Genomic DNA, 16,909 nt, shown 5'->3' with positions numbered 1-16,909 from the left:
CGCGGGCTTCTACAGACCGGCGCGTCGCAAGTGCCTCCAGAGGTGGCTTCCTCGCTTCGGTCTGTTGGACTGGCCCGCCCGGCTCTGCCGGGCGTTGGGATCGGTGCAGTTGCTGCGCTTGGTAGCTGCACTGCCAAGATATGACCATGGATGCGGGACTAGCAGGGCTTCTAGGCGGCGTGATCGGCGCGACAGTCGGAGGGGTCTTCTCTGCACTGTCAGCCCATCTCACAGGGAGAAAAGCGGAACAACAGGCACGAATACAGGCAGATGCCCAACTTGCGCAAGTAAGGATTCAATCCCAAGTTCAACTCGCTCAGGCTGAAGCTCAAATAGCACAAGCGAATCAGCAGATCCGATCGGAGCATCTCCTTCAGCGAAGGGACGCGCGAACCCAAGTCTTCCTCGAATATGCAGATGGGTTCCAAGAAGCCACTAAACGCCTTCATGAGCTTCGCCAAGCCGTACAGAAAAATGCTTCTACAGGGGAGATCAGTCACCACGATCAGCAGTTCCGCGAATCCATAGATCAGATGGGCCCGTTGATTGTCCGAGTCGGGCTCGAAGGATCAACCACATTGCGGCAGCTTTGTTCTGACATGCAACGCTGGCTCATGGCACATGCCTCAACTACCCCGGCGGATCCCGCACAGGCACGCACAGATGAGTATCAGCTAGGTCAATTTTCTCGCGAAATGTTTGACAGTTTTATCGCTCTTGCCGGGGCAGAGTTGGAGAATGACGGAGTAACCCCTCCTACCATCAACATGCCAGAAGGATGGGGGGCGAATTCTAGGCTTAGACAGCCCCCTAGACCTTCTAGTTCGAATGTGCCCAGTGCGCCACCGACTCCTCCAGTTGATACCTCCCTTTTCCCGCCCCCTCCGTCAGTATTCGTGCCCGGACCGCCCAACAGATCTGCTTAGCGGTTTATGCGGCACGAGTCTGGCACGGCAGTCTTCGTTCTGAACCCTTGGCGGGCTGGTCAGTCGGTCATGGAGGGCTGTTGTCGGTTGCCTCCGGTCGTGGTGGTTGCTGCACTTCGCTGCTGTGCTGCAACGGCTCCCGAGGACCTTTCGGCAGGAGGAGCTACCACTCCCCCTACTGGTGAAGCTTGAAGTGCTCAATGCAGCACCAAGATCGTAAATTAGTGTCGCTTCCTCTTTCTCGATCCCTTCTTACGCCTTGGCTGAACTCGAGTAGAACGAAACCCCTTCGAGAAACGAGACCAGTAGGCGGCATCTTGCCCGCGCCCTTGCTTCGCAAGCGTATCTGCGAGCACCTCTGCGGCGTGATTATGTCCACCCAGAGCTGCGACCTTAAATGCCTCTTCAGCTTCGGGGAGCTTATCCTGCACCAGTAGGATAAGGCCTAGGGGACAACCGCTGTGGCTATGCCCCTTTTCAATCGCCAATCTATGCCACGATGCAACGGAATCCATATAGGACTCGCGTTCTTTAGAGGGCATCGAATCACTTTTCCGCGTGAAGTTCCGTGCGATATCGCAGAGCACCCCCCTGTATACGTCGTGCTTTACTGACTCGAATAGATTTCTGGCCGCATTGAACTCCATTTCTTCGAGAAGGATTTTTACAAGCTCAATCTTGGCCCGGGTGTGTCCTGTTGCAGCAGCTTTCTCGTAGAGATCTCGAGCAGAATCCGCATCCCGCGATTCCTCGATGAACTTGGCCATTAGGTAACAGGACTCAGGGTCATCTGCCGCGACACCCTTGAGCCACCAATTCTCAGCCTCCGGGATGTTCCCTTGATTGTGATAGATTCGGCCCAAGAAGGCTGCAGCCCCAGCATTGCCGGAGTTAGCGGATTCAGTGAGAAGTTGCTTGGCCTTTTCTGTTTCGCCTTCCAGGTACATAAGTTGGCCGAGATTGGACGTCCCATTCTGTTCACCACTCTCCGACGCTGCAGTGAACCAATTCCGGGCTGCCTGAGTGTCCTGAGCTTCAGCGTAGAGAACTCCTAGCTGATTCATAGCTCCAGCGTTACCATTCTCCGCGCTTGTGATGAGCACTTCTTTTTCTTTTTCCAACTCCTCTGTCTCGCGATAGTAAAGGGCGAGGTCGAGCGGAGCGCTTCCTTCCGGATTAAGCTCTGCCAAAGCACGCCAGTATTGCTCGGCCTCTGGCGCCGTGTAAAGCGCCGTCGCCATATGATAGATTGCGTGCTCGTTTCCCTTGTCCGCCTCCTCTCGATACAGCTCAATTGCTTTCTCTATCTGCCCATTCTCTTCGTATTGATACCCAAGATCAATACTTGCCTTTCCGCTTCCCTTGCTCCTTGCCTCCTCGCGGACTCTGATTGCATCTTCCTCACGCCCCTGCTGCTGATATAGCCTTCCAAGGTTTACCAGTGCTGATACTGAACCCAGCTCGACGCACCCGGTCCATGCCTTTTCGGCGAAACTGTGTTCTCCGCGTGATGCTGCAGCGACTCCAATATTGTGTAGCCGCTTACGGGACTGGCCGGAATAGTCAATAGCTGCTTCCCATGACGCTGAAGGAATGCTCGGAGTCTCATTGGAGCGCTCAATGGCGTCTGGGAGATAATCGAAAACTCTGTACTTGTCTTTGCCATCAACCGAGACAAGTAGGCTGGTGACGCCGAATCTTCGTCTCGTCGCCCACGAAAATGCATTTTCGAGAGATTCGGGCTGCAAGAGTGCGCCGCCTACCCTTGCCAGATATGTGTCATGCAGCTTAACGAGAAATGATTTAGGTACACTCTCGGTGATTCCCATGCGAACGCAGTCAACCGCCGCTGCGACGATTGATGCGCCTCGCGGGTTAGAACCAGGACCCCAAGCTAGTGACCATTCCTGATACAGCCGGGGTCCAGATGCCAGGTATTCAGCCACGCCGTAGTAAGTACTGAAGGCGACTGCCTTGAGGATCCGATCATCGGCTTCTTGCTTAGCCTGAGCCACCTCGTCTGCTGTCCATAGGCGGGACAGGATGATCGGCTCTATCTGCTCCAGAATTCTTACCGAGGGTGAGCTATGTTCGTGACCATCGGGGGAGCTGCCGGCGGTGGGATAGAGACGCTGATATTGTTCGGCGCGAATCGTTGCCAAGATCGGAACTCGCTGGCGCCGCAGGATTGCCACGAGCGTTGGAGTCAGACCATCCACTCCAATGTAACGTTCGAGGTTGTCCAGCCAGACGACTACCTTCTCTGTGCTCTCCAGGATGTTTCGAAAACAGGCAACCAGCTCGTGCCCATCTATGGGCGCATAGGTTAGGGCATCAGGTGCGCACTGGAGTAAGGCCTCGTAAACAGCGCGCGTCTTTCCAGCAGTTGAATCCCCTACAACAAGAGCGACTTCTCCGCTATCGAGACTTTGCTGGACTCGGTCGCGAAGGCGTCTGTCGATGCTTCTAGGTACGTAAGGAGGAAGGCCTCTTTCCATTTCTTCGGAGCGATGGACGCCGAGTTCCAGAGGGGGTATTTCGCGAATTGGAAGCGGAATGAAAGGAGGGGCGGGAGGTGCCTGAGTAGGCAGTTCTTCGAGTGTGCCGACGTTCAGATTTTCCGCATTTATCTGCAGTCCAGAGCCATGCTGGTATAAACGCCCCCTGCCTCTACTGGAACCCTCTAGGTAATTCCAATTGGGTTGCGCCTCATGCTGCATTCCGACCTCAGTAGTTGATCTGGGTTCCGCTGCCTTGTTGGTAAACTCGTCCGTGATCTGAAGCCGAGGCTGACTGTGTGATTACACTGGTGGTCACTTTTTGAGCCTCCTCGGGATTCCATTCCGTAAGGATCTCTCGAAGAGTCTCCTCGGCTTCCGGATCTTCAATGAGCAGTCGCCGGAATTTACCGCGCCATGCTGCCCGCAGTTCATCAACTGTCTCTAGGTCGTCGCGTGAAATTGAACTAATAAGTTCTTGGCGGTTCAGCTCGAGTTCGCGGCCAGCCTCTTCAGCGGCTCTTTGGTTGGAGCGCCCGAAAAGCCTAGAAATGCCAAGTTTGACTTTCTCCCAAGCGTCCGATGTCAGCAGACTGACTAGTGAATTGGCGCTCGCTGTGGCGAGTGCCAGAAGTGCGGGGTCCATAGACTTCCCCTAGCTCGGACGGTGTAGACACTGTCAGGTTAGTGCCAGCTCGTGCGGTTGTCCCCTCAACGTGAGAACTGAAGCGGAGAGAGGTCGCACACTGACATCTCATTGAGGTCGGTGGAGCGGCTTTGGGCTGGCGCTGGTTTGGCGCGAGTGATCATGGCCCCGTACGCTTCCGGCGCGTCGGACAGTCTGTGGACCTGCCAGGTAAAGCACGACGTTGGGGCCATGATCTTCGAGGGTCGCGCCAAAGTGGCTCCGTAGAGCCGCGGAGCCGACCGCCCCAGCCACGACGTACCCCTTCTCTGCATCAGGTGGCTGCATGCTTGGAGCGCGGCACGGGCGCCGGCCGGGCTGGAGCGGGGCAGAGACAGACATCCGATGCGGTTGATCAGTCAAGCGGGTGCTGGGGAAGGCGGTCTGCTCGTCGTAGGGGATGCGGTGGGTGAGGCAGTGGTGCAGGCAGCCCAGTAGCCGGTTGAAGGGGTTGCGCTGGGCTGCGACGTGGCGGTCTTCGGCTGCGCGGCGGCGGTCGTAGTGGGCTCGTGCTCCGGGGGATGCGGTGAGGGCTGCGAAGGCCCAGATGTAGCCGGCTGAGGCCAGACGCTGGTTCTTGATGTGCCTGGCCAGGACGGTGGTCTTGCGTCCGGAGGATCGGGTGACGGGAGCGGATCCGGCGTAGGCCTTCAGCGCGCGTGGGCTGGTGAAGCGGGTGTGGTCGTCGCCGAGTTCGGCCAGGACGCGGGCGCCCGTCAGGGCCCGAGGCCGGGGAAGCTGGTGATGATCTCGGCGTCCTGGTGGGTGGCGAAGGCGGCGGTGGTGGCTGCTTCCAGGTCGTCGGCGCTGGTGCAGGCCGCGTCGAACTGCCGCAACAGAGCGAGGGTCTTGGTGCCCATGGCCTGCTCGATGACGGGTGGCTGTTGCATCTGTGGTTCGCGGAGCAGCGTGTGAAGGCGTTCGACCTCGCCGGTGATCTCCCGCTGTCGTCCGGCCTTCTTGAGGATCGCTCGCAGCTGGGCGCGGGTGAGCTGGGCGGCCTGGGTCGGAGTGGGGGCTGCGGCGAGCAGAGCGCGGGTGACGGGTGAGGCGAGGCCTTCGCGGAAGTGCTTGAAGACGGTGAGGAAGCCGGGGAAGTACTCCCGCAGGTGGGAGCGCAGCCGGTTGCCGGTCTGGACGCGGTCCCAGACGGCGTCCTGCTGGGCTCGGGCCAGCACGGTGATGGCCTGGGCGAGGTGGCTGTCCGCGGGCAGGGGCCGGTGTTCGGCCGGGTCGGTGCGCAGGATGTTGGCCAGGACCTTGGCGTCGAGCGGGTCGGACTTCTTGCGGCTGAGTGCGTAGCGGTCGCGGTAGCGGGCGGCGGTGAGCGGGTTGATCACGTAGAGCGGTCTGCCGGTGGCGCGTAAACAGGCGACCAAGGAGCCCGTGAGAGGTCTCGATGGCGACCGGGATCGGGTTCTCTGGGCTGTCGCCGTGCTGGGCCAGCAGCTGCAGGAGCTGGCTGAGGCCGGCGGGGGTGTCGTCGATGCGGAGCTTGTCCAGGAGGGCGCCGGTCTCGTCGAGCAGCGCGATGTCGTGGTGGTCGGTGGCCCAGTCGATGCCGCGCGCGGTGAGCGGAGCGAGCCGCCTTGAAAGTTTGAATCATGCTGGAGCTGGTCGGTTTGTCCGATCCCGGTAGAGGCTTGACGGTTCGGTCCCAGGTGATGGTTGACAGTGGCCGTGATCGGCTTTTCTGTGCGAGCTGGCCGGTGGTGTAGAACCCTGGGCATGGGGAGTGAACGGCAGGAGCGGATGGGGGCGCTTGGTGCGCGTCTTCGTGTGCTTCGAACTGAGGCTGGTCTGACGGGCGCTGTGCTGGCGCAGCGCGCTGGTGTGGGGCAGCCGACCGTGTCCAAGGTCGAGACCGGGCGCATGGTTCCGAGCCTTGATGTGCTCAACCGGCTCTCCGGTGCCCTCGGCCTCGACGAGTCGACCGCTCGTGAGGTGCGTGACCTCCTGGCCGCCGTGGTTGCTGCCGCAGATTCTGACCAACTGGCAGGCGGGGCAACTTCTGCCGGTACGACCGTCGACGAAGAGGTTCGCTCCGCTCGGCTGGTGCGGTCGTTCCAGTGCGTGGTCCTGCCGGCCATGCTCCAGAGCGCGGAGTATGCCCGGCACGTCTTCGCCGGTGTGCCGAACTCGACTGCTGAGGCGGTCGGCCGTGCTGTCGCTGCCCGTGTGGAGCGGCAGAGTGTGCTGTACGAGCCGGGGCGGGAGTCGGTGTTCGTGCTGACGGAAGCCGTGTTGCGGACCTGGCCCGACACCCCGGCGTTGATGCTCGCTCAGCTCGACCGGCTGCTGGCTGTCGAGAGTCTGAGCACTGTCCGGCTCGGGGTGGTTCCGTGGCGTCGGCCGGTCCCGGTGCTGCCTCGGCACGGGTTCACGTTGTGCGATCAGCGGGCGGTCGTGGTCGAGACGTTCGCCGGTGAGAGGGTGTCGGTCGACTCCGCGGAGTTGGCCGCGTACGAGGAGACGTTCGGCCGGTTCGAGCGTGCTGCCGTCTTTGGTGATCAGGTGCGGGAGCTGCTGTTGCGGGTGATGAAGGAGTTCCGGGACTTGGGAGACGCCGTCACCCCCTAGAGGAATAATTCCTCTAGATGCCTGGCTTGTTGGTCAACCCTGGGAATACTCTGCCGCCGTGCTGTCTAGACCCCTAGACAAGGATGAGGAGTTTCCCACGCGGTCAAAGTGGTGCCGTGCCTTCCCCGGCCTGGCCGAAGAGGTGGCCAACGCACGTCACTTCGTCGCCGCCCTGCTCGACGAGCGGGGCCCGGTCGAAGATGCCGTCCTGATCGTGAGTGAGCTCGCGACCAATGCCGTGCGGCACTCGCTGAGTGGTTCGGCCGGCGGTTGGTTCCTCGTAGTCGTCGACTTGGGTGATGACCTGGTGCGCATCGAGGTGGTCGACCAGGGAGGCCCCGCGTACCGCACCTGTGCGATGTGACCAGCCAGGAAGAGGGTGGGCGCGGCCTGGTGCTGATCGCGGGCTGCGCCAAGGGCTGGGGTGTGAGGAACTGGCCCGACGGGCGCTCGGTGTGGGCCGAGCTGGCGGGGGGTGCCTCTATGTCTTTCGTCAAGGCACCCCTGTCGGGTTTGGGGTGGTTCGGGGTTGCTGAGGTTATGCGGCGAGCTCGACGTCTTTCGGTGTCCGGGGTTCGTAGAAGGTGCCGTCGCGGAGCATGGCGAACAGGACGCTGATGCGTTGGCGGGCGAGTCGGAGGAGGGCTTGGGTGTGGGTCTTGCCGCGTGCTCGCTGGCGGTCGTAGTAGGTGCGGGAGGCGGGGTCGGCGTTCATGCAGGCGAAGGCGGACAGGAACATCGCCCGTTTGAGCTGTCGGTTGCCGCCTCGGGGTGCGTGCTCACCGTGGATCGAGGTGCCGGACGACTTCGTGGTCGGGGCGAGTCCCGCGTAGGAGGCCAAGTGGGCGGCGGTGGGGAAGCTGGTGCCGTCGCCGACGGTGACCAGCAGGACGGCGGCGGTCCTGACGCCGACGCCGGGCATCGACGTCAGGACCGGGGAAAGAGGGTGAGCCTCCAGCAGGGCGTTGATCTGGGCTTCCAGGGCCCGGCGCTGGGTGTGGACGGCGGTCAGGGACGCGGCCAGGGAGGGAATGACGATGTCGAGGGTGCCGGCGCCGGGGACGGTGACGGTCTGTTCGTCGAGGGCGTCGAAGACGTCGTCGATCAGCCGCTGGGCCATGCGGGGGGGCTTTCGGGCGGATCAGCTCCACGAGTCTGCGGCGGCCTGCCTTGCGCAGAGCGGACGGGGAGCCGTAGCGCTCCAGCAGCCAGGTCACGGCCTGGTGGTCGAGGCGGGGACCCAGGACGCGCTCCAGGCTGGGGCGAGATCCTGGTCGAAGCCCACCAGGACCGTGAGTTCGGCGGTGATCTCGTCGGTCGGTTCCAGGGACCGCAGGGTGTGCGGCATGGTGCGGGCCGCGTCCGAGATGACCGCGGCGTCCTTCGCGTCGGTCTTGGCCTCGCCCGGGTAGAGATCGGCGATCCGCCGCATGGCAAGCCCGGGCAGGTAGGCCACTTGGCAGCCCGCGTCGCGGGCGACGGTCAGCGGCAGGGCGCCGATCGAGGCGGGCTGATCGACGATCACCAGGACGGTGCCGAACTTGTCGCGCAGCTTGTCGAAGACGGCCCGCAGCCTGGGCTCGCTGTTGGGCAGCGGCTTGTCGAAGACCTTCTTCCCGGCCGGGGTCAGCCCGCGGCCGTGGTGGGCACTCTTGCCGACATCCAGGCCCAGGAACACGCCCACGTCTTCGATCTCGAACATCGCGCCCCTTCCCGAGGGGTGTTGACGGTGCCGGCCTCGGCTCGGGTGTCGTGCTCGCGCATCCACGTTATGCAGACCTGCCGCCCGCGAACTGCCCGGCGTTGCGCCGGACCGGGCGGTGGCCGGACCTCTGATCAGCGTCTCCGACGGCACCTCCCGGACCCGGGTTGAGTCGGCCTGAGGCGCGGTGCCGGGATTACTCCCGGTCCGTCTCCCCAGGCCGCTCGCCGAACCCGCCGTGCGTCTCACAACGCAACGGGCTCTCCACGGTTTCTGCCGTTCTGCGTGGTTATGCAGGGACCCAAGGATTGGGAATCTTGCTGCCCCGGTAGCGGTAGCGGGTAACCGGCACCGCCGCCATATCGAACAACTCGACCCCGTCCACCGAGATCGGCTTCCAGTTCCCATTGGGTGCCTTCAGCCAGCGGCGGACGTCCTTCCACCTCCAGCGATGCAGGGTCTGCATCCACTTGACCATCCGCCACCAGACGAAATTCGCCAGGTTGCTCAGGGTGTGTTTGCAGACTGCATGCCTGAAGTAGTTGGCCCAGCCGTGCATGATCAGATTGAGTCTGGCCAGCACGTCTCTGGGGTTCTGCTGCGACTTCCTGCGTGTCAGGGCACGAATCCTGTCTTTCAGCGACCGGATGGGCCGGTCCGCGATGAACGTGTAGACGTACCACTTGTCCGTTCCTCGCTTGCGTTTCCACTGGATGCGGAACCCAAGGAAGTCGAACGCTTCACTCATGTGCACGATCCGGGTCTTGGCTGGTGACAGCCGTAACCCGAGTGGTTCGAGCACTTCAGTGACCTCGTGCTTCAGGTCCTCGACGTCGGCGCGGGAGCCATTCACGAGCACCACAAGGTCGTCCGCGTAGCGGGAGACCTTCCAGTTCGGTAGGCCCTTCGCCCGGCGTCGGACGCGTCGGGCAGCGGTTCCCATCGTCCCGCCGTCCTTCCACGGCTCCTGCAGACGCTCATCGAGCGCCGACATAGCTATGTTGAACAGCAACGGAGACAGGATGCCTCCCTGCGGCGTCCCGGCGTCGGAGGCCCTCTGGTCTCCGAGTTCGGTGAGAACTCCGGCCTTGAGGAACGCCTTCACCAGGGCCACGACTCGCTTGTCCTTGACCCGCTTGCGTACCCGCTCAAGGAGAGCGGAGTGCGAAACGGTGTCGAAGGCCGCTTCGACGTCAGCATCCAGCACCCAGCGGTAACCCTTGGAGCCGAACCGCTCGACTCGCTGGCGTCCGTGACGCTGCTGAGCGACGGCGCGACACGGCTCGTCGACCGCTTCGAACTCGCCGACTGGCAAGAGGCGTCTGCCCTCCTCGACTCATCCGGCCCGGACGAGCTGATCCGCCGTGTACGGGAAGCAGAAGCCGGCGACCCCGACGGTCGGCGCTGGCCGCGCGGCAAGGCACGGGACGACGCGACCGTCCTTCACTGGGTCCTGTCGTAGAGCGTTCGTACGGTCTCTGAGACACGCTCGTATACCCCTCGATCCGTGAGCGGCCGGGCTGGGGCTGGAGGTCCGTTTCCATGACCTGCGCCACACTTGCGTCACGCTGCTGCTCGGACTCGGTATCCCGCCCCACATCGTCCGGGACATCGTCGGACACAGCGCCCTGGACGTGACCATGAACATCTACGCGCACGCCGAGATGACCGAGAAGCGCGCCGCGCTGGACCGGCTGGGGACGCTGCTGGACGACGATTGACGCGGCACCGGTGAGCGGTCTGGGTGGCCTGGGCGGTGATCCGGGCCGTTGCCGTCAGCGTTGCCGTCAGAGACGCGAAACGCCCTGGAAGGGCTGGTCCTTCCGGGGCGTTCTTGCTGTTCAGACGTGGCGCCCCCGGCAGGACTCGAACCTGCGGCCAAGCGCTTAGAAGGCGCCTGCTCTATCCACTGAGCTACGGGGGCCGGATGTGGTGGCCTCTGTCGTGGTGCCCGGGTCTGGGCCGGTCCGTGACGTTGCCGGGGACAAGGATAGGGCTCCCGCATCCTTGTCCCTGTTGCTTCGCCTCCGTGGCTCAATGTGGAGGTTCGGTGAAGCGGTCCTGATAATCGCAGGCAGGTACGAATCGTGCATCGCTTTTGGCGTCTCGCGCACCGGGTGTTGTGTACTCGTTATGCCTGGACTGTGCCGGTGTCCCGGTCATCCCTTACGTCCCTTGTGTCCTGTCGGCGCGCAGGCGGCCCATATGCTTTGGATATCCCCTAAAATTGGGCATTCTTCGCATGTGGTGACCTTGGACGTACGGCCTCAGCTGCTCGACGCACTCTCCGCCCTGCGCGACCGTGTCGCCGCCGCACGCTTCCCGCTGCCCCTGGCGGGGGCCCCACGCGCGCGTGCCAACCGCGACGAACTGCTCGCGCAGCTCGACGACTACCTGGTGCCCCGATTGCGGGACCCCGAGGCGCCGTTGCTCGCCGTCGTGGGGGGATCCACCGGCGCGGGGAAGTCCACCCTCGTCAACTCCCTTGTGGGCCGCAGGGTCAGCGAGGCGGGCGTGCTGCGGCCGACGACACGGACACCGGTGCTGGTGTGCCACCCGGAGGACCATCACTGGTTCAGCGGGATGAGAGTGCTGCCCGACCTCACGCGCGTGTGGGTGCCCCAGCAGGAGGTGACCGACGACCTGCTGCTCCCGGGCGAGAACCCCGGGCGCGTGCTGCGCATCGAGACCGTCGAGACGCTGCCACCGGGCCTCGCCCTGCTGGACGCGCCCGATGTCGACTCCCTGGTCGCCGGCAACCGCGTCCTGGCCGCCGAACTCATCTGCGCCGCCGACGTCTGGGTCATGGTCACCACCGCCGCCCGTTACGCCGACGCCGTCCCCTGGCACCTGCTGCGCGCCGCCAAGGAGTACGACGTCAGCCTGGTGACGGTGCTCGACCGGGTGCCCCACCAGGTCGTCTCCGAGGTGTCCCGGCAGTACACCGCCCTGCTCACCAAGGCCGGGCTCGGCGACGTCCCGCGGTTCACCGTGCCGGAGCTGCCCGAGTCGGCCTGGGGCGGCGGGCTGCTGCCGGCCAGCGCCGTGGCGTCGCTGCGTGACTGGCTCGTCCGCCAGGCGCAGGACCCGGTCGCCCGACAGCACACCATGGCCCGTACCGCCTACGGGGTGCTCGACTCGCTCAAGTCCCGGATGCCCGAGCTGGCCTGCGCCGCCGCCGCGCAGTACGCGGCCGCGCTGCGGCTCACCACCGCCGTCGACCTCGCGTACGACAACGAGCGCGCGCGTGTGCGGGGGCGTCTGCAGGCTGGTGCCGTGCTCGCCGGGGACGCCCTCAAGCGCTGGCGCGCCTTCCCGCTCGACTGCACCGCCGGGGAACTGCTCGACGCGCTGGTGGAGAGCCTGGCCGCGCTCCTGCTGTGTCACGTCACGGCCGCCGACGAGCGCGTCGACGATGCCTGGCGCCGTGAACCCGCCGGCTCCGCCCCGGAGCTGGCCGACCACGACCCGTCCCCGGAGAGCGCCGAGCACCGGATCGCGCTGGCCGTACGGCGCTGGCGGCGGGAGCTGGAGGAGTACGCCGAGGAGGAGGTCCGCGACCTCGACCGCGCCGTCGCGCCGGACCCCGAGATGGTCACCGCGCTGGTCGCCACCGCGCTGCTGGGCGGCCGCCGGGCGCGCTCGGCGGGCGAGAGGCTCGCCGAGCGGATCGGCCCGCACGGTGCGCTGCGGCTGCGCGACCGGGGCGGGCGGCTGCTCAACGGCCACCTGGAGCGGGTCCTGCAGGCCGAGCGGGAGCGCCGTCTCGCCCCGCTCGACGCCCTCGACGTCCGCGCCGAACCCCAGGCCGAACTCATCGCCGCGCTGTCCGTACTGCTGAAGGAGAGGTGACCGGTGACCGCCATGACCGACCAGGACCACACCGAGCACGCCGAGCACGCCGACCGTGACGACGACGCGGACGCCGAAGACGTGGATGCGAAGGACGCGGACGCCAGGGGCGCGGACGCCGGAGCCGTGGAGGCCGAGGACGCGGACACCGAAGACGTCGATGCCGGGCACGCGGGCGCCAAGGGCGCGGACACCGAGGACGCGGACGCCGAATACGGGGGTGCCAGAGCTGTGGACGCCGGAGACGTGGACGCCGAGGACGGGAAGAGCGAGGACGTGGATGCCGAGGGCGGCCACGGGAGCGGCGGCGCCGCGGGCGGGACGTCCGCGGAGGGCGGCGGCTCCTGGAGGCCCGGCGACGGTCAGCGCGCAGGCGACGCTCATGCGCGCGTGGCGGGCGCGTACGAAACCGGGTCTTCCGGCAACGCGTACGAAACCGGGTCTTCCGGGAACGCGAACGGCGCGGGCCGCGTGAACGGCTTGGCCGGCGCCGACGGGTGGGGCGACAGGCTGATCGCGCGGAGGAGCACTGCTGAGGCCGCCGAGGCCGCCGACGCCGTTGACGCCGCCACCCGGGAACCGGCCGCGGCGGTCGAGAACCGCGGACCCGGTCCGCAGGGGGCGGCGCAGGCGCCGGGGCCCCTCGTCTACCCCGGAGCCCTGCGTGCGCGCCTGGAGGCGCTGCGCGAGCTGGTGGGCCTGTCGCGCACCCGGCTCGACAGCCGGACCCTCTCGCGGGCCGGCCGGGTCCTGGACGAGTCGACGGCCCGGCGCAGGCTCTCCGGGCAGCACACCGTCGTCGCCGTCGCGGGCGCGACGGGCAGCGGCAAGTCGCAGCTGTTCAACGCGCTCGCCGGGGTCGTCATCTCGGAGACGGGCGTGCGCCGGCCCACCACGGCGGCGCCCATCGTGTGCAGCTGGAGCGAAGGCGCCCTGAGCCTCATCGAGCGGCTCGGCATCCCGCCCCGGCTGCGGCGCCGCCCCCTGTACAACGGCGAGGGGGACGCGGAGCTGGACGGGCTCGTCCTCGTCGACCTGCCCGACCACGACTCGGCGGCCGTCCAGCACCGCGAGCAGGTGGACCGTGTCCTCGCCCTCGTCGACGCGGTCATCTGGGTCGTCGACCCCGAGAAGTACGCCGACGCCATGCTCCACGAACGGTATCTGCGGCCCATGGCCGGCTACGCCGAGGTGATGTTCGTCGTCCTGAACCAGACCGACCGGCTGCCGGGTGAGGCCGCCGAGCAGGTCCTCGACGACCTGCGGCGGCTGCTCGACGAGGACGGCATCGCGCTCGGCGAGTACGGCGAACCGGGCGCCACCGTGCTCGGACTGTCCGCGCTCACCGGGGAGGGTGTCGGCGAACTGCGGGACGCGCTCGGCCGGTTCGTGGCCGAGCGCAGCGCACCGGCGCGCCGGATCGCCGCCGATGTCGACGGCGCCGCGGCCGGACTGCGGCACGTGTACGCCACCCGGCGACGTACCGGGCTGAGCGAGGAGGCGCGCGACGACTTCTCCGACCGGCTCGCGGACGCGGTGGGCGCCACCGCGGCGGGCGAAGCGGCCGAACGTGCTTGGCTGCGCAACGCCAACCGTGCGTGCGGGACGCCCTGGCTGCGGCTGTGGCACTGGTACAACGACCGGCGGGAGCCCCCCACGGGCCGGCTGCTGGCGCGGGCGCAGGTGGACGAGGAGGCCACGGCCCGCCAGCGCGTCGAGCAGGCGGTACGCACCCTGGCCGACCGGGCCTCGGCCGGGCTGCCCGTGCCGTGGGCGCAGGCGGTGCGCGAGGCCGCCGTACGCGGCTCCCAGGGGCTGCCCGAGGCGCTCGACCAACTGGCCGCGCGCGCCGCGCTGCCGGGGCGGCCGCCGCGGCCCGGCTGGTGGCCGGCGGCGGTGCTTGCGCAGGCGTCGATGACGATTCTGCAGGTCGTGGGCGGGCTGTGGTTGCTGGGCCAGATCCTCGGGGTCATGGCGCCCAACCTGGGGGTGCCGGTGCTGCTGATGGTGGCCGGCATCGTCGGCGGGCCGCTCGTGGAGTGGAGCTGCCGGATGGCCGCGCGCGGGCCGGCACGGCGCTACGGCACGGAGGCGGAGAGACGTCTGCGGGAGGCGGCTGCCGCGTGCGGACGGGCCCGGGTGCTGGACCCGGTGGCGGCGGAGCTGCTGCGGTACCGGGAGGTGCGGGGGCAGTACCTGCGGGTGACGGGGGTGGTGGCCGCGGCCATCTGAACGGGTTCCCGGTCTCCGGTTGCCGGTTGCCGGCTCCCGTTCTTCGGCTTCCGTTCCCTGGTTCCCGGTGGGGGCTCGCTCGTCCGGGTGACGAAGTTGTCCACAGGCGGAGGGCGGTCCACAGGGCTCAGCGGGCTCGGCCCGGCGGAGGCAGTCTGGCGGTGCGGCGATCGCGAAGGGCGGTCGCCGCGGCAGACGCAGCCGTACGGGACGGGCCCGTCGGCGTATCCGGGAGGGGTCGGCGATGAACGAGACGATCATCTGCGCCGTGGGAAACGTGGCCACACAGCCGGTGTACCGGGAGCTCGCGTCGGGAGCGTCCGCGCGGTTCCGGCTCGCGGTGACCTCGCGCTACTGGGACCGCGAGAGGAACCTGTGGGCGGACGGGCACACCAACTTCTTCACGGTGTGGGCCAACCGGCAGCTCGCCGCGAACGTGGCGGCGTCGCTCAACGTGGGCGATCCCGTGGTCGTGCAGGGCAGGCTGAAGGTGCGTACGGAGGTGCGCGAGGGGCAGAACCGGACCTCGGCGGACCTCGACGCGACGGCGGTCGGCCACGATCTCGCCCGCGGTACCTCGGCCTTCCGCCGGGCGACCAGGACCGAGCCGGGCGCGGCCGCCGTACCCCGGCATCCGGAGCCCGACTGGGAGAGTCCGCATCCGGGTTCCGCGAACCCGAGTTACGGGGACCCGGCTTCCGCCGACGCGGCTGCCGTGCACCCGGCTGGCCGACGGGGCGCGCAGGCGGCTGCGGTGACGTGATGTCAGGCGGTGCTCCGGGCCGGCCCGAGTGCGACATATCGGCCCATGTGTTCCCGGCGGCGCGGTGGATTTGTCGATAAGCCCTGCTCATCGGCCGTCTCGGCGATAACGATTCCGAGTCGGATCGCTTGTCCGACGATATGACTGGGAATCAGGGTGCGCCGCGTCCTTAGGATGCCGGGCATAGCTCTCGGGGCTTCTGATTCTGCTGCTGGGACCACACCCCCCCACGTCAACGGTCCAGCTCGAAGGGGAATTTGGTGTTTGCTTCGTTCTCTGTGCCGTCCCCGCGCGGGCGTCGAGCGGTCCGCGTGGCCGCCGTGACGCTGGCGTCCGGGCTCCTCGCCGCCGGCGTGCTGACGGGAGCCGGTACGGCCGCGGCCGCGGAGACGACACCGGGACAGGGCGGGGCGACCGCCACCATAGGCGGGCTCAAGACGTACGGCGCCGCGGTGATCCATGGCGACGGCGGTGACCAGCAGGTGTCGGCGGGGCTGTTCGAGATGTCGGTCGACGGCGGCGGAACGCTGCAGACGTACTGCGTCGACATCCACAACCCCACGCAGCGGGACGCGAAGTACCACGAGACCCCTTGGAGCGGCACCTCGCTGGGCGCCAACAAGGACGCCGGCCGGATCCGCTGGATCCTGCAGAACTCCTACCCGCAGGTCAACGACCTCGCCGCGCTCGCCGCCAAGGCCGGCGTCGCGGGCGGCCTGACGGAGCAGGACGCGGCGGCCGGCACCCAGGTCGCGATCTGGCGGTACTCGGACGGGGCCGACGTCGACGCCGTCGACCCGCAGGCCGAGAAGCTCGCGGACTACCTCCAGCGCAGCGCGGTCGACGTCGCGGAGCCCGAGGCGTCGCTGACCCTGGACCCGCCCGCCGTCTCCGGCCACCCCGGCGAACTGCTCGGCCCGGTGACCGTGCACACCAACGCGGACGCCGTGACGCTGGCGCCGCCCGCGGACGCGGCCATCAGCGGCGTGCGGATCGTCGACAAGGACGGCAAGCCGCTCACCTCCGCGGCGGACGGCAGCCAGGCCTTCTTCGACGTCCCCGAGGACGCCGCCGACGGGTCGGCAGAGCTGACCGCGCAGGCGTCGACCACCGTGCCGGTCGGCCGGGCCTTCGCGTCCGAGAGCAGGAGCCAGACGCAGATCCTGGCCGGTTCCAGCGAGTCGACGGTGTCGGCGACGGCGAGCGCGACCTGGGCCACGACCGGTGCGATACCGGCACTGTCGGCGCAGCGCGACTGCGCCGAGGGGGGCCTGGACATCACCGCGGTCAACCAGGGCGACGAGGCGTTCACCTTCGAGCTGATGGGCCTCGAGCACAGCATCCCGGCGGGACAGTCGCGCACCGTGACGATCCCGCTGCAGGAGGACCAGGCGTACGACTTCACGATCACTGGGCCGGGCGGCCTGGAGAAGCGGTTCACCGGGGTGCTCGATTGCAAGACGCAGGGCAGCACGGGCGGCGAGGTGACCCAGACGCTCAGCGAGCCGAGTCCCGCCACGGTGGGTGGCGTAGCCGACGACACCAACCTCGCCGCGACCGGCAGCTCCAGCGCGACCCCGCTGATCGCCGGCGTCGCCATAGCCTTCGTGGTGATCGGCGGTGCGGCCCTGGTCGTCGTCCGAAGGAAGCAGACTCCCTGACCGCGGGCCG

Annotated in this window: 8 protein-coding genes, 1 tRNA gene and 5 pseudogenes; 8 read left to right on the top strand and 6 right to left on the bottom strand. The window is 66.9% G+C overall.

What is annotated here, in order from left to right; all coding sequences use genetic code 11:
* Positions 1–1,147: 1,147 nt before the first annotated feature.
* The 3 genes and pseudogenes from ACZ5GT_RS09715 to ACZ5GT_RS09705 form a co-directional block, all read right to left on the bottom strand.
* Positions 1,148–3,646, bottom strand: coding sequence for a tetratricopeptide repeat protein (locus tag ACZ5GT_RS09715; RefSeq protein ID WP_469017949.1), 2,499 nt, complete (start codon positions 3,644–3,646; stop codon positions 1,148–1,150).
* Between the two features lie 7 nt (positions 3,647–3,653).
* A complete protein-coding gene (locus ACZ5GT_RS09710; RefSeq protein WP_469017946.1) occupies positions 3,654–4,070 on the bottom strand; it encodes a hypothetical protein in 417 nt (138 codons plus the stop codon).
* Between the two features lie 414 nt (positions 4,071–4,484).
* Positions 4,485–5,669, bottom strand: a pseudogene (locus ACZ5GT_RS09705) (IS110 family RNA-guided transposase); the annotation flags it as partial.
* Between the two features lie 168 nt (positions 5,670–5,837).
* Here ACZ5GT_RS09705 and ACZ5GT_RS09700 point away from each other — a divergent pair.
* Both ACZ5GT_RS09700 and ACZ5GT_RS09695 read left to right on the top strand, forming a co-directional pair.
* A complete protein-coding gene (locus ACZ5GT_RS09700) occupies positions 5,838–6,689 on the top strand; it encodes a helix-turn-helix domain-containing protein (protein ID WP_469017943.1) in 852 nt (283 codons plus the stop codon).
* A gap of 61 nt (positions 6,690–6,750) precedes the next feature.
* Positions 6,751–7,160 (top strand): annotated as a pseudogene (locus tag ACZ5GT_RS09695) (ATP-binding protein); the annotation flags it as partial.
* Between the two features lie 67 nt (positions 7,161–7,227).
* Here the strand turns inward: ACZ5GT_RS09695 and ACZ5GT_RS09690 are convergent.
* Together ACZ5GT_RS09690 and ACZ5GT_RS09685 are read right to left on the bottom strand one after the other, a co-directional pair.
* A pseudogene (locus ACZ5GT_RS09690) lies at positions 7,228–8,391 on the bottom strand (IS110 family RNA-guided transposase).
* A gap of 289 nt (positions 8,392–8,680) precedes the next feature.
* Positions 8,681–9,598 (bottom strand): reverse transcriptase domain-containing protein, encoded by a 918-nt coding sequence (locus tag ACZ5GT_RS09685; protein ID WP_469017940.1) that lies wholly within the window; start codon positions 9,596–9,598, stop codon positions 8,681–8,683.
* Positions 9,599–9,613: 15 nt separating this feature from the next.
* Between ACZ5GT_RS09685 and ACZ5GT_RS09680 the strand changes: the two are divergent.
* Both ACZ5GT_RS09680 and ACZ5GT_RS09675 read left to right on the top strand, forming a co-directional pair.
* Positions 9,614–9,853 (top strand): annotated as a pseudogene (locus tag ACZ5GT_RS09680) (integrase); the annotation flags it as partial.
* A gap of 58 nt (positions 9,854–9,911) precedes the next feature.
* Positions 9,912–10,112 (top strand): annotated as a pseudogene (locus tag ACZ5GT_RS09675) (tyrosine-type recombinase/integrase); the annotation flags it as partial.
* 127 nt (positions 10,113–10,239) lie between these two features.
* Here ACZ5GT_RS09675 and ACZ5GT_RS09670 read toward each other — a convergent pair.
* Positions 10,240–10,315: transfer RNA gene (locus ACZ5GT_RS09670), tRNA-Arg, on the bottom strand.
* Positions 10,316–10,635: 320 nt separating this feature from the next.
* Between ACZ5GT_RS09670 and ACZ5GT_RS09665 the strand changes: the two genes are divergently transcribed.
* The 4 genes from ACZ5GT_RS09665 to ACZ5GT_RS09650 all read left to right on the top strand — a co-directional run bounded on the left by ACZ5GT_RS09665 (position 10,636) and on the right by ACZ5GT_RS09650 (position 16,899).
* Positions 10,636–12,243, top strand: coding sequence for a dynamin family protein (locus ACZ5GT_RS09665; protein WP_469017937.1), 1,608 nt, complete (start codon positions 10,636–10,638; stop codon positions 12,241–12,243).
* Positions 12,244–12,255: 12 nt separating this feature from the next.
* Positions 12,256–14,475 (top strand): YfjP family GTPase, encoded by a 2,220-nt coding sequence (locus tag ACZ5GT_RS09660; protein WP_469018355.1) that lies wholly within the window; start codon positions 12,256–12,258, stop codon positions 14,473–14,475.
* Between the two features lie 244 nt (positions 14,476–14,719).
* On the top strand, positions 14,720–15,238 hold the full coding sequence (locus tag ACZ5GT_RS09655) for a single-stranded DNA-binding protein (RefSeq protein ID WP_469017932.1): 519 nt from the start codon (positions 14,720–14,722) through the stop codon (positions 15,236–15,238).
* 311 nt (positions 15,239–15,549) lie between these two features.
* Positions 15,550–16,899, top strand: coding sequence for a Cys-Gln thioester bond-forming surface protein (locus tag ACZ5GT_RS09650; RefSeq protein ID WP_469017928.1), 1,350 nt, complete (start codon positions 15,550–15,552; stop codon positions 16,897–16,899).
* Positions 16,900–16,909: the final 10 nt, after the last annotated feature.

The sequence above is a fragment of the Streptomyces sp. NPDC031340 genome (assembly GCF_055569945.1).
Note: the sequence above shows the minus strand (reverse complement) of the source record. Positions and strands in the feature narration are given on the sequence as shown.

Bases quoted from the DNA above. Each gene is read 5' to 3' on its own strand.
- ACZ5GT_RS09660 (WP_469018355.1), top strand. From the start codon at position 12,256: ATGACCGACCAGGACCACACCGAGCACGCCGAGCACGCCGACCGTGAC.
- ACZ5GT_RS09710 (WP_469017946.1), bottom strand. From the start codon at position 4,070: ATGGACCCCGCACTTCTGGCACTCGCCACAGCGAGCGCCAATTCACTA.
- ACZ5GT_RS09715 (WP_469017949.1), bottom strand. From the start codon at position 3,646: ATGCAGCATGAGGCGCAACCCAATTGGAATTACCTAGAGGGTTCCAGT.
- ACZ5GT_RS09700 (WP_469017943.1), top strand. From the start codon at position 5,838: ATGGGGAGTGAACGGCAGGAGCGGATGGGGGCGCTTGGTGCGCGTCTT.
- ACZ5GT_RS09655 (WP_469017932.1), top strand. From the start codon at position 14,720: ATGAACGAGACGATCATCTGCGCCGTGGGAAACGTGGCCACACAGCCG.